This window comes from Tsukamurella pulmonis (genome assembly GCF_900103175.1).
In the GTDB taxonomy this organism is placed as follows: Bacteria; Actinomycetota; Actinomycetes; order Mycobacteriales; family Mycobacteriaceae; genus Tsukamurella; species Tsukamurella pulmonis.
In genome coordinates this window covers 3,214,491-3,227,103 of record NZ_FNLF01000002.1, presented here as the reverse complement: position 1 = coordinate 3,227,103, position 12,613 = coordinate 3,214,491, and the positions used below count along the sequence as shown (strand labels likewise).

The 12,613-nt window shown below is 70.4% G+C and carries 10 protein-coding genes and 1 pseudogene; 6 read left to right on the top strand and 5 right to left on the bottom strand.

Annotated features, from left to right (window positions below):
* Window positions 1–140 precede the first annotated feature (140 nt).
* A complete protein-coding gene (holA, locus tag BLQ62_RS15790; protein ID WP_414929942.1) occupies window positions 141–1,130 on the top strand; it encodes a DNA polymerase III subunit delta in 990 nt (329 codons plus the stop codon).
* A gap of 116 nt (window positions 1,131–1,246) precedes the next feature.
* Here holA and rpsT read toward each other — a convergent pair whose 3' ends face one another.
* A complete protein-coding gene (gene rpsT / locus BLQ62_RS15785) occupies window positions 1,247–1,507 on the bottom strand; it encodes a 30S ribosomal protein S20 (protein WP_068529845.1) in 261 nt (86 codons plus the stop codon).
* Between the two features lie 182 nt (window positions 1,508–1,689).
* On the opposite strand from rpsT, the gene BLQ62_RS15780 reads away from it, so the two are divergent.
* The 4 genes and pseudogenes from BLQ62_RS15780 to BLQ62_RS15765 all read left to right on the top strand — a co-directional run bounded on the left by BLQ62_RS15780 (window position 1,690) and on the right by BLQ62_RS15765 (window position 5,963).
* Window positions 1,690–3,375: a circularly permuted type 2 ATP-grasp protein gene (locus BLQ62_RS15780; protein WP_068529852.1), complete on the top strand. Its 1,686-nt coding sequence runs from the start codon at window positions 1,690–1,692 to the stop codon at window positions 3,373–3,375.
* Window positions 3,362–4,345, top strand: a complete 984-nt coding sequence (locus tag BLQ62_RS15775; RefSeq protein WP_068529854.1) for an alpha-E domain-containing protein — start codon at window positions 3,362–3,364, stop codon at window positions 4,343–4,345. The genes BLQ62_RS15780 and BLQ62_RS15775 overlap by 14 nt, the downstream gene beginning before the upstream one ends.
* Window positions 4,342–5,184, top strand: coding sequence for a transglutaminase family protein (locus BLQ62_RS15770; RefSeq protein ID WP_068529856.1), 843 nt, complete (start codon window positions 4,342–4,344; stop codon window positions 5,182–5,184). Before BLQ62_RS15775 ends, BLQ62_RS15770 begins: the two co-directional genes overlap by 4 nt.
* Before the next feature lie 96 nt (window positions 5,185–5,280).
* A pseudogene (locus BLQ62_RS15765) lies at window positions 5,281–5,963 on the top strand (type 1 glutamine amidotransferase domain-containing protein).
* Window positions 5,964–5,975: 12 nt separating this feature from the next.
* Here the strand turns inward: BLQ62_RS15765 and BLQ62_RS15760 are convergent.
* From BLQ62_RS15760 to betT, 4 genes are read right to left on the bottom strand one after another with little or no spacing between them, the layout of a single operon-like run.
* Window positions 5,976–6,590, bottom strand: a complete 615-nt coding sequence (locus BLQ62_RS15760) for a type II toxin-antitoxin system PemK/MazF family toxin (RefSeq protein WP_068529864.1) — start codon at window positions 6,588–6,590, stop codon at window positions 5,976–5,978.
* 25 nt (window positions 6,591–6,615) lie between these two features.
* Window positions 6,616–8,181 carry a GMC family oxidoreductase gene (locus tag BLQ62_RS15755; protein ID WP_068568951.1) on the bottom strand — a complete coding sequence of 522 codons (1,566 nt, stop codon included), beginning with the start codon at window positions 8,179–8,181 and terminating at the stop codon, window positions 6,616–6,618.
* Window positions 8,182–8,187: 6 nt separating this feature from the next.
* Window positions 8,188–9,702, bottom strand: a complete 1,515-nt coding sequence (locus BLQ62_RS15750) for an aldehyde dehydrogenase family protein (protein WP_068529867.1) — start codon at window positions 9,700–9,702, stop codon at window positions 8,188–8,190.
* Entirely contained in the window at window positions 9,699–11,858 is a 2,160-nt protein-coding gene (gene betT / locus BLQ62_RS15745) for a choline BCCT transporter BetT (protein ID WP_068529870.1), read from the bottom strand. Before betT ends, BLQ62_RS15750 begins: the two co-directional genes overlap by 4 nt.
* Before the next feature lie 66 nt (window positions 11,859–11,924).
* Here betT and BLQ62_RS15740 point away from each other — a divergent pair, with 66 nt between their 5' ends.
* Window positions 11,925–12,566: a GNAT family N-acetyltransferase gene (locus BLQ62_RS15740; protein WP_068568875.1), complete on the top strand. Its 642-nt coding sequence runs from the start codon at window positions 11,925–11,927 to the stop codon at window positions 12,564–12,566.
* Window positions 12,567–12,613: the final 47 nt, after the last annotated feature.

The following is a 12,613-nucleotide window of genomic DNA, read 5'->3' as shown; positions in this document are numbered from 1 at the left end:
CACACGCTGCTTCGATCGACCGCCACCCGAATGCGTCGTCTCACAACCCCCACTCTAGAGAGTGCGTACTCGGCCGTCGGGAGTCGTGCTGGTCGTGGCGTGCGTGATGGTCGGTGGGGTCTGGAAGTATGGGGGCCGTGGTGGACAGCGCGCGCGTACACGTGGTGATCGGGACCGAGGGGCTCCTCGTGGAGCGGGCGGTCTCGGCGATCGTAGAGGCGGCGCGGGCCTCCGCGGGCGACGGCGGCATGGGGCTGCCGGGCGGAGCGGGTGACGCCGTCCCCGTGACGCGGATCCGCGCCGGCGACGTGGATCAATCCGAGCTGGTGGAGCTGCTGAGCCCGTCGCTGTTCGCGGAGGAGCGCATCGTCGTCCTCGAGTCCGCGGGAGAGGCCGGTAAGGCCCCCGTCGACCTCATCGTCGAGGCGGCGAAGAACCCGCCGGACGGCATCACCCTGGTGATCGAGCACAGCGGCGGCGGCCGGGCGAAGTCGATGGTGGCGGCGCTGAAGAAGGCCGGGGCGGAGATGGTCGAGGTGCCCACCATCACCTCCGCGCGCGATCGGGCGGACTTCGCCAAGTCGGAGTTCCGCGCGCAGAAGGTGCGCGTCTCCGACGAACTGATCGACCTGCTCGTGGACTCCGTGGGTAAGGATCTGCGTGAGCTCGCGGCGGCGATCGCGCAGCTCGTCGCCGACACCGGTGGCCGCGTGGATCTCGCTGCCGTGCACCGTTACTACGCGGGGCGCGCGGAGGTCACCGGCTTCGAGATCGCCGATAAGGCCGTCGCCGGGCAGGTGGCCGCCGCGCTCGAGTCCCTGCGCTGGGCCCAGCACCGCGGCACCCCGCACGTGCTCATCGCGGACGCGCTCGCGGACGCGGTGCACTCCGTCGCCCGGATCCGCGGCCTGGGCCGCACCCCCGATCAGTACCGGGACGCGGGGGAGCTGGGCATGGCGCCGTGGAAGGTGAAGAAGATGACGCAGGTCGCGCGCCGCTGGCGCGCCGAGAACGTCGCCGGCGCGCTGCAGGCCGTGGCCGCGGCGAACGCGGACGTCAAGGGCCAGGCGGCCGATCCGGACTACGCGCTGGAGATCGCGGTCCGCAGGGTCGCCACGCTCGCGAACTGATCCGGGTGGGCCCGCCTGGGCCGGGTGCGGATACGCGAAAACCGCGCCGCTCCAGTCCCGGCCCGCGTGGTGCCGGTGGGTGGTGCGGCGCGGTGATACGCGCGTCTAGCGGAAGATCAGAGCTTGTTCAGAGCGAGCGCGAGCGCCGACTTCTTGTTGGCGGCCTGGTTGGCGTGGATGACGCCGGCGCTGGCGGCCTTGTCGAGCTGGCGGCTGGTGCTCACGAGCAGGTCGCCGGCCTTGGCCTTGTCCCCGGCCTCGACGGCCTCGCGGAAGTGGCGGATGGCGGTACGCAGCGACGACTTCGCCGACTGGTTGCGCAGACGGTTGCGCTCGTTGGTCTTGATCCGCTTGATCTGGGACTTGATGTTGGCCACGCGTTCAAACTCTCTTGTCTCGAAAGGGACAGCCGGTACTGACTGCCGACGTACCAGGTTACCAGTGGCCCGGATACAACCCAAATCGTGACGCCGCCCGCGGGAACACCGCCTGGCCGACACCTTGCCACGCCGTGAACGAGACCGCTGCCGAAACCGCGCGGGTGCGGCACGATGGCCGGGTGACCCCGCAGAAACAGGCCAAGGCCGGCAGCTCGGGACGCGCCGCGTCCGCAACCCGGAAGCAGGCCGCCGCCCCTCGACTCTCCGACGATGCGCCGCTGTTCGGCGGCTACGACGAGGCACCGTCGTTCGGGCGGGCCTTCGATGAGATGTTCGCCGACGACGGCACCGTCCGCGCGCCCTACAAGCGGATCTTCGGCGCCCTGTCCTCGGCCGACGAATCGGACCTGGCGGCCCGCGTCGACGCTCTCGGCGCCGCGTTCATCGACCAGGGCATCACCTTCTCGCTGGAGGGGCGTGAGCGCCCGTTCCCGCTTGACCTGGTGCCGCGCGTCATCGCAGCCGCGGAGTGGAACCGCCTCGAGAAGGGCATCAAGCAGCGGGTTCAGGCGCTGGAGATGTTCCTCGACGACATCTACTCCGAGCAGGAGATCCTGCGCGACGGCGTCGTCCCGAAGCGGTTGGTCACCTCCTGCGCGCACTTCCACCGGCAGGCCGCCGGGATCCGCCCGCCCAACGGGGTGCGCATCCACGTCGCGGGCATCGATCTCATCCGCGACGCGGAGGGCACCTTCCGCGTGCTCGAGGACAACCTGCGCTCGCCGTCGGGCGTGAGCTACGTGATGGAGAACCGCCGGACCATGGCCCAGGTCTTCCCGGACCTGTTCCAGCGGCACCGCGTGCGCGCCGTCGCGGACTACAGCTCGCACCTTCTCCGCGCCCTGCGCCGCTCCGCCGCCTCCAACGAGGCCGACCCGACGGTGGTGGTTCTCACACCCGGCATGGCGAACTCCGCCTACTTCGAGCACTCCCTGCTCGCTCGGCAGATGGGCGTCGAGCTCGTCGAGGGACGCGACCTCTTCTGCCGCGACAACGTGGTCTACATGCGCACCACGAGCGGCGAGCAGCAGGTCGACGTGATCTACCGGCGCATCGACGACGAGTTCCTCGATCCGATGCAGTTCCTCCCGAACTCGGTGCTCGGGGTCGCGGGGCTGCTCAACGCGGCCCGCGCCGGCAACGTGGTGATCAGCTCCGCAGTGGGCAACGGCGTCGCCGATGACAAGCTGACCTACACCTACGTGCCCGACATCATCGACTACTACCTCGGTGAGAAGCCGCTGCTGCAGAACGTCGACACGCTGCGCTGCTGGCTCGACGACGAGCGCGAGGAGGTGCTCGACCGGATCGACGAACTCGTGATCAAGCCCGTCGAGGGCTCGGGCGGGTACGGCATCGTCTTCGGCCCCGACGCGAGCGAGAAGGAGCTCGCGACGATGCGGCGCAAGGTCGCCGCCGACCCGCGCGGCTGGATCGCGCAGCCGGTCATGCAGCTCTCGACGGTGCCCACGAAGATCGGGGAGCAGGCCCGTCCGCGGCACGTGGACCTACGGCCGTTCGCGGTCAACGACGGTGACGACGTGTGGGTGCTGCCCGGCGGGCTGACCCGCGTGGCGCTGCCGGAGGGGTCCCTCGTCGTGAACTCGAGCCAGGGCGGCGGCTCCAAGGACACCTGGGTGCTCGCGGCCCGCTCGTCGGCTGCGGAGGCGGAACTCGAAGGCGTGGAGGTGGTTCCGAGCCGCGACCTGGCGGAACAGCAGCAGGTCGAGCTCGGGCCCGAACTCAGCTCGCAGGACCAACAGCAACAGCAGGCACGAGAGGATGGCACCCATGCTCGCGCGTAACGCCGAGGCGCTGTACTGGATCGGTCGGTACGCCGAACGCGCCGATGACACCGCCCGCATGCTCGATGTGACCGTGCACCAGTTCCTCGAGGACGCCACCATCGACGAGGACCGCGCCTCCCGGCAACTCGTCCGCGTCCTGGGCATCCCGGAGCCGCCCGCCGACCAGCCGCTCGATCTGCGGTCGGTGACCGAGGTCGTCGCCTACAACCGGGATCCGGGCAGCGGCTCGATCGCGGCCAGCGTCGCCTCCGCCCGCGAGAACGCCCGCGGCGCAAGAGAGGTCACCAGCTCCGAGATGTGGGAGTGCCTCAACGCCACCTACAACGGCCTCGCCGAGCGGGAGCGCGCCGCGCGCCGCCTCGGCCCGCACGAGTTCCTCAACTACATCAAGAACCGCGCCGCGATGTTCGCCGGACTGACCGACTCGACGCTCTCGCGCGACGAGGGCTACCGGTTCATGCTGCTGGGCCGCTCGATCGAGCGGATGGACATGGCCGTGCGGCTGCTGCTCTCCCGGGCCGGCGACCGCGCGAATGCGCCGACCTGGGTCACGGTGCTGCGGGCCACCGGCGCCCACGACACGTACCTGCGCACCCACCGCGGCGTGCTCGATGCGACCCGCGTGGTCGAGTTCATCCTGGTCGACCGGCTCTTCCCGCGGTCGGTGATCCACGCGCTGACCACCGCTGAGGACTGCCTGAACGCGATCGAGGGCGGCCGCGAGGGCCGCCTGGGCACCCGCACCGAGGCGCAGCGCCTCCTCGGCCGCGCCCGCGGCGAGCTCGAATTCCTCGCTCCCGGTGAGCTGGTCGAGGACCTGCAACGTCGCCTCGTCGCGCTGCAGGAGCTCGGCCAGGCCGCGGGCGAGGCCATCACCGCCCGCTACTTCCACGTGACGCCGTACGTCGCGTGGACCGATGCCCGCGCCCGCGGCGACATCGACACCATCCTGGAGGGGGAGCTGTGAGCTGGCGTCTTCGAGTCGTGCACTCCACCGGATTCGGCTACAACGCGCCGGTCACCTCGTCGTACAACGAGGCCCGGCTGACGCCGCGCAGCGATCAGCGGCAGAACGTGATCCTCAACCGCGTCGAGACGGTGCCCGCCACGCGCGCGTACCGCTACACCGACTACTGGGGCACCGCGGTGACCGCGTTCGACCTGCACGCCCCGCACACCGCGCTCGAGGTCACCGGCGCGTCGGTCGTCGAGACCGAGGCGGCCGACGAGTCCGGCGACGTGGTCGGCTGGGACGAGCTGGAGACCGATCGCGTCCGCGACCGCTTCGACGAACTGCTCAGCTTCACCGATTACGTTCCGCGCCAGCGGAAATTGGCCGGACAGGCGAAGAAGCTGATCAAGGACCTCGAGCCCGATGAGGCCGTGCTCGCGGTGTGCCGCTGGGTGCACGAGGAACTGGACTACGTTCCCGGCACCACGGGCGTGCACTCGTCGGCGATCGACGCCTGGGACGAGCGCAAGGGCGTGTGCCAGGACTACGCCCATCTCACCCTGCTCCTGCTGCGCAGCGTCGGCATCCCGGCCCGGTACGTCTCGGGGTACCTGCATCCGCAGCGCGACGCCGAGGTCGGTTCGACAGTGGCGGGGGAGTCGCACGCCTGGATCGAGGCCTGGACCGGCCAGTGGCGTGGCTACGACCCCACCAACGACGTCCCGATCGGCGAGCGCCACGTCTCCGTCGGCGTGGGGCGCGACTACGCCGACGTGCCCCCGCTGCGTGGTGTGATCGCCGGCGGCGGGGCGTCGGACCTCGACGTGATCGTGGAGATCACCCGGCTCGCCTGAGCGGGCACGGCGTGCCGCTCCGATGTGTGCATTGCTTACATGGGGCGGGCGAGCTAATGTAAGCAGTGTCAACTGCTGCACTCCGAGGAGCCCGTCATGCCGAAGCGAATCCTGAACGTGGTCACCAATGTCGGTCACTACGACGATCCGTCGCACGAGACGGGGCTGTGGCTCTCCGAGCTCACGCACGCCTGGCGCGTCTTCGAGCAGGCCGGCTTCGAGCAGGTCCTGGTCAGCCCGCAGGGCGGCGCGGTGCCGCTCGAGCCCCGGTCGCTGAAGTTCCCCAACTACGACAGGACCGCCAAGGCCTGGCGTGCCGATCCGGCGAAGATGGCCCTGCTCGAGAGCACGCGCAGCCCCGAGGAGATCGATTCGTCCGAGTTCGACGCGATCTACTTCACCGGCGGCCACGCCGTGATGTACGACTTCCCGGGCAGCGAGGGTCTGCAGCGGATCACGCGGGAGATCTTCGAGCGCGGCGGCATCGTCTCCTCGGTGTGCCACGGCTACTGCGGCCTGCTCGACACGAAGCTGTCGAACGGTGAGTACCTGATCGCCGGACGCAAGATGACCGGCTTCGCGTGGCGGGAGGAGATCCTGGCCCGCGTCGACAAGCTGGTGCCGTACAACGCCGAGGCGCGGGCGAAGGAGCGCGGCGCGCTCTACGAGAGGGCACGCTCCCGTTCGTCTCGTACACCGTGGTCGACGGCACCCTCGTCACCGGCCAGAACCCCGGCTCCGCGAAGGCCACCGCGAAAGCGGTCGCCGCGCTGCTCTGAGACGCGCCTGACTCAGGTCCAGCCGTAGTCCTCGCGCAGCCGCTGCGCGACGGACTCGAAGCGCCGCCGGTCCAGCACGGCGCCCTCGCGACGGATGCCGTCCTCGGGCACGTCGAGGACCCGGTCGAGCCGCACCCACGAGGGGCGGTGCTCCGCGTCCCACGGCCCTGAACCGATGCCGATCCACGCCGGATCGCCCTGGTGCCGTTCCTGGCTCGAGAGCATCAGCCCGAGGAGGCTGGTCACCGACCGGCCGACCACGAGCACCGGCCGATCCTTGCCCTGGCCCGCGTTCGGCCCTGTCGTCTCCTCGAACTCGACCCAGGTCCACACGACCTCGCCCGGATCGGCCTGCCCGTCGAGCTGGGGCGCGTAGAAGACGCCGCGCGCCATCAGCTCGGTCGGCGTGGAGGTCCGGGTGACCGGCCGGCCGGGTGTGAACTCCTTGGGCTCGGCGGGTGACTCCAGGCCGAGCGCCTGGTTCACCGTCTGCGTGACGGCCTGCGTGATCGCCTCGCGGCCCGCGCGGACCGGAGGGCTGTTCACGACCTGGGCCGCGAGCCGGGGGCCGTGCTCGCGCGCGAGCTTGGCCGCCACGGCCGCGAACCGGGTGAAGTCGTTCGCCATGCCCCCAGGATAAGCCGCGAAGGGCTCAGCCCGCCCGCACGAGTTCCGCGCAGCGCTCGCCGACCATCATCACCGTGATGTTCGGATTCACGGTGGTGTGCTCAGGGAAGACCGACGCGTCCGCCACCCGGAGGCCGGCGACGCCCTTGACCCGCAGTTCCGGGTCCAGCGGCGAGAGCGGATCGTCGACCGCGCCCATTCGCACCGTGCCCACGGGGTGGTAGACGGTGTTGTGCGTGCGCCGGATGTACTCGGCGAGCTCGGCGTCGGTCTGGGCGCCCGGGCCCGGGTAGAGCTCGCGCTCGATCCAGTCCTTGAGCGGCCCGGCCTCGGCGATCTCACGCGCCTTGCGGATGCCCGCGATCATCACCTTCATGTCGTGGCCCTCGGCGTCCGTGAAGTACCGCGGGTCGACCTTCGGCTTGTCCCGGAAGTCCATGGTCCGCAGCCGGACGGTGCCGCGCGAGCGCGCGTGCGTCACGTTCGGAGTCAGGCAGAAGGTGTTCTCCGCGGTGGGGTAGCCGTGCCGCAGCGTGTGCATGTCGAAGGGCACGCTGCCGTAGTGCATCATCAGGTCTGGCCGGTCGAGCCCGTACTCGGTGGGGGTGAAGATCCCGATCTCCCACCACTGCGTGGACTCGCGCACCATCGGCCGGCTCGTCTCGAAGCCGATCACGCCCTCCGGGTGGTCCTGCAGGTGCTCGCCCACGCCGGGGGAGTCGACGAGCACGTCCACGCCGGTCTCGCGCAGGTGGTCCGCCGGGCCGATTCCGGAGAGCATCAGCAGCTTCGGCGAATCGATCGCGCCGGCGCTGACGATCACCTCGCGGCGCGCGCCCACCCGCGTGGTCCGGCCGAAGGCGTTGTCGGTGATGTCCACGCCGATGGCGCGCGGCACGTCGCCGGCGGTGTCGAAGACGATCTTCTTCGCCCAGGCGCCGGTCTTGATCGTCAGGTTCTCCCTATCCATCGCCGGGTGCAGGTAGCTCACCGACGAGGACGAGCGCGTGCCGTCGGCGCGGCGATTGATCTGGAAGAAGTTGGCGCCGTTGGTCACCGTGGTCCCGGAGTTGAACTCCGCACGGGGGATGCCCACCTCCTCGCACGCGTCGAGCAGGGCGACGCCGCACGGGTCGTTCGGCGGCACCGTCATGATGTGCACGGGCCCGGAACGGCCGTGGTGCTCACCGGGGGCGTCGTTGGTCTCGATCCGCGGGTAGAGCCGGTACACCGAGTCGGCTCCCCACCCCGCGGCGCCGTGATCGCGCTCCCAGGCGTCGAGGTCCTCGCGCGGCGCCCAGAAAGCGATGCAGCTGTTGTGGGAACTGCAGCCGCCCAGCACCTTCGCGCGGGCGTGCCGCATGAAGGAGTTGCCGTTCTCCTGCGGCTCGATGGGGTAGTCCCAGTCGTACCCGGACTCCAGCAGTTCCATCCACCGGTCCAGCTGCAGGATCGCCTCGTCGCCCACGTCCGACGGCCCCGCCTCCAGCAGGCAGACCGTCACCGTCGGGTCCTCGGACAGTCGCGATGCGACGGCGGCCCCGGCGGATCCGGCGCCCACCACCACGTAGTCGAAGGTCTCCTCGCTCACGGTCACTTACGCGTCCTTCCGCTCGGCGAACCATCCGGTCACGGACGGCCGCAGGTTCTCGTACACGTGCTTGGCCTCGAGGTACTCGCCGAGGCCGGTGGGCCCGAGCTCGCGCCCGATGCCCGAGGCGCCGAAGCCTCCCCACTCGGCTTGGGGGAGGTAGGGGCCGAAGTCGTTGATCCACACTGTGCCGTGCCGCAGCCGGCGCGCGACGCGCTTGGCCCGGCCGCCGTCGGCCGACCACACCGCGCCCGCGAGTCCGTACTCGGTGTCGTTGGCGATCGCCACGGCCTCGTCCTCCGTCTCGAAGGTCTCGACGGTGACGGTGGGCCCGAAGGCCTCGTCGTGCACGCAGGCCATCGACGGGTCGCAGTGGTCGAGCACCGTCGGGAGGTAGAAGAAGCCGTCGTCGAGCGAGCCCGAGCCCTGATCGCCCGTGGCGAACGCGCCGCCCGTGCGCACCACGGCCCCGTCCTCGCGGGCCTTCTCGACGTAGGCGTGCACCTTGTCGCGGTGGGCGGCGGAGATGAGCGGTCCGGTCTCGGTGCCCTCGGCGAAGGGCAGCCCCTGCCGGATCCCCTCGGCGCGGCGGACCAGCTCGTCGACGAAGACATCGTGCACGGACGCCTCGATCACCAGCCGCGCGCCGGCGGAGCACACCTGGCCCGAGTGCAGGAAGGCGGCGTTGAGCGCGTTGTCGACGGTCGCGGCCAGGCGCTCGGGTGTGGCGCAGGCGTCGGCGAAGATCACGTTCGGGTTCTTGCCGCCCAGCTCCAGCGCCACCTTCTTGACGGTGCCGGCAGCGTTGGCGGCGATGAGCCGGCCGGTGACGAGGCCGCCGGTGAAGGAGACCAGGTCGATGTCGGGGTGGGTGGACAGGGGTGCGCCGGCCTGCGCACCGGCGCCGAGCACGAGGTTGGCGACGCCGTCGGGCAGGCCCACCTCCTGGAGCACCTTCATCAGCAGGATCGAGGTGTGCGGCGTCAGCTCGGAGGGCTTGAGGACGAACGTGTCACCGGCGGCCAGCGCGGGCGCGACCTTCCACGCCGCCTGCAGCAGCGGGTAGTTCCACGGCGTGATCATCGCGCAGACGCCCACCGGCTCGTAGACGATCTGCGAGGCGACGTCGGCGGATCCGGCGTCGACGATGCGCCCCGCATCCTGCCCGGCGAGCTTGCCGAAGTACCGGAAACACGCGGCGATGTCGGCCATGTCGAGCTCGGACTCGTACAGGCGCTTGCCGGTGTCGAGCGTCTCCGCACGGGCGAACTCGTCGCGGCGGCGATCGATCGCGTCGGCGACGGCGATCACGAGGTCGCCGCGTTCGGCCGCGGGGGTCCGGGGCCAGGGGCCGGTGTCGAAGGCGCGACGGGCCGCCGCGATCGCGGCTTCGGTGTCGGCGGCGGTCGCCTCGTCGACGACGGCGACCTCGGTACCGTCGGCGGGACAGACGATAGTGCGGGTTCCGCCGCTCTCGCTGTGCCGCCAGGTTCCGTCGATGAACAGGGTGGGTTCGGTCATGCGGGTGTCCCTTCGGGTTCGGTGGACGCTTCAGGGTCGGGATCGGTTCGGGTTCCGGCCGATTCGTCGTGTTCGGTGTGGTGGTCGGTGGCGGCCCGGCGCAGGTGCAGGTAGCCCAGGTGCCGCTCGTACTGGTCGAGGATGTCGCCGATGATCTGCTCGCGGGTGTAGCCGTTGAGCGTGTAGCCCTGCGAGCCCTCGGCGAGGTACACCTCGCACCGGTAGTAGCGATCGCCGGAGCGCTGCGCCAGGACCGCGTAGCTCGGGGCGGGCGCGGACACCGGCCACACGCAGTACTCGAAGTCCGGTTCGCTCGCGAGGTCGACCCTCAGGGTGGGCGAGGGCAGCGACTCGCTGCGGCCGGACTCGTCGATCGTCGCCGTCATGCCCTCGGCGGCGAACTCCGCTGCCACGTCGCGCATCGCGGAGGCGACGGCGTTCTCGAGGAAGCGTTTCGTCGCCGCCTTGCCGGGGTAGTGGATGGTCGCGAGCAGCCGACGGCGCCAGCTGCCCGGATCGCCGGTGCCACGGCCCGCGGCGAGCGACTTCGGCAGTGTGGTGCGGAAGCTGTCGAGCTTGTACGACTCGGTGTGCAGGGCGCGCAGGAGGGCGAGGCCCACCAGGGCCAGGACGAACGAGAAGGGCAGCCCCATGATGATGGTGGCCTTCTGCAGCGTCACGATCGAACCCTCGGATCCGGCGAAGAGCATGGCGAGGGTGAGCAATCCGATCGCGAAGGACCAGAAGATGCGGGTGCTGCGCGCGCAGTCCGCCATCGGGTCCTCGAGCTTGGAGGTGAAGTTGCCCATCACCAGCGAACCGGAATCGGCGCTGGTGACGTAGAACAGCAGCCCCGTGATGGTGGCGATGGCCAGGAGCAGCGGTGCGCCGGGGTACTTCTCGAGCAGCGAGTAGAAGCCGACCTCGGGCGTCGAGGCGGTGGCCTCCGCGAAGCCCTTGTCGCCCCGGGCGACCTCGAGTGCGCTGTTGCCGAACACCGAGATCCACACCAGGATGAAGCTGAACGGCACGAGCAGCACGCCGAAGATGAACTGGCGCAACGTGCGACCGCGCGAGATCCGCGCGAGGAACAGGCCCACGAACGGCGCCCAGGCGACCCACCAGGCCCAGAAGAACAGGGTCCACGAGTCGAGCCAGCCGCGGGGGTCGTTGCCGGCGGTCTCGGGATTGATCTGGCCCCACGCGAAGGTGTCCATCGTGCGGTCGAGGAACGTCGAGAAGTAGTCACCGGCGTTCTGCACCAGGCCGTTGAGCAGGAAGTCGGACCGGCCCGCGACCAGGATGTAGACGAGCAGCGCGATCGCCAGGACGACGTTGAGCTCGCTGAGCCGCCGGATTCCCTTGTCGACGCCGGACGTCGCCGAGATGGTCGCGACGATCACGGACAGCACGATGAGGCCGATCTGCGCGGCCTTGCCCTGCGGGACGCCGAAGAGCTCGTGCAGGCCGTAGTTGAGCTGGACGATGCCGATGCCCAGGGAGGTGGCGATGCCGAAGATGGTGCCCAGGACGGCGGCCACGTCCACGGCGTCACCGAGGCGGCCGTGCACGCGCTTGCCGAGGATCGGGTAGAGCGCTGCGCGGATCGTGAGCGGAAGGTTGTGCCGGAAGGCGAAGTAGGCGAGCGCCCCGCCCATCAGCGCGTACATCGCCCAGCCGGTGATGCCGTAGTGGAACACGGTCCAGGTGACGGCCTCCCGTGCTGCCTGGTTGTTCTCGCCCGCGCCGACCGGGGGATTGAGGTAGTGGCTCACGGGCTCGGCCACGGAGAAGAACATCAGATCGATGCCGATGCCCGCCGCGAACAGCATCGAGGTCCAGGTGAAGAGGCTGTACTCGGGCCGCGACTCCTCGGGGCCGAGGCGGTACGTGCCGTACCGGCTCAGGCCGATGAAGACGACCACGCCGACGATCGCGGTCGCGAGCAGGAAGTACCACCAGCCGAACCAGGTGGTGATGAAGCTGACCACACCGCTGATCACGCTCTCCGCGGTGTCGGGAGAGGCGAGCGCCCACAGGGCGAGGGCCAGGACCGAGCCGGCGGCGGCGAGGAAGACTCGGCGGTTCAAGGAGCTCGGCGGTGTCGGTGTCGTCTCTGCTGGTGTCGATGTTCGTGAGGATTCAGAATCACTCATGGCACTCGACGTTACCGTGGACCGCATGAAACCGGACGAGGACGGCCATACCGTGGGTGCGCAGCGGTGACTGCTATCCGCGCGTACCGCGACGCGGACGCGCAGGCGCTGCGCGCGCTGTTCGCGCGAGCGGGCGAGGGGTCACCGTCGGGCGAGCTGTGGCGCCACCCGGACTCCGAGCGCGCGGTCTACCTGGACCCGTACATCGAGCACTGCGCCGACTCCCTGTTCGTCGCCGAGGACGGCGGCGAGCCCGTCGGGTACCTGACGGGTTGCCCGGCCGGGGCGCCGCTGCCGTCCGAGGAGGATCGGTTGATCGCGGCACTGCGCCGCCCGTCGGTGCTGCTGCGCCCCGCCACCGCGCGTTTCCTCGGGCGCGCGGTGTTCGACCTCGCGACGGTGTGTCGCCGCGAGCCGTCGGCGTCAGGGGAGTTGCACGACGAGCGGTGGCCCGCCCACCTGCACATCGACGTCGCGCCGCAGGCGCGCGGGACCGGCGCGGCGTACGGGCTGATGGACGCCTGGTCCGCCGCGCTGGACGGTGCCGGCTGCCACCTGCAGACGCTGGTCGAGAACACGCGTGCGGTCCGGTTCTTCGAGCGCTGCGGCTTCGTCCCGTACGGTCCGAGTCCGACGGTGCCGGGCGTGCGCCACCGCGGCGCGAGGGTCCACCAGCTCACCATGGTGCGCCCGCACAGCACGGCATGAGAAACTGGACTTTGACGTGTGCCGGGGACCCGGCCAGCCGCCCGAGG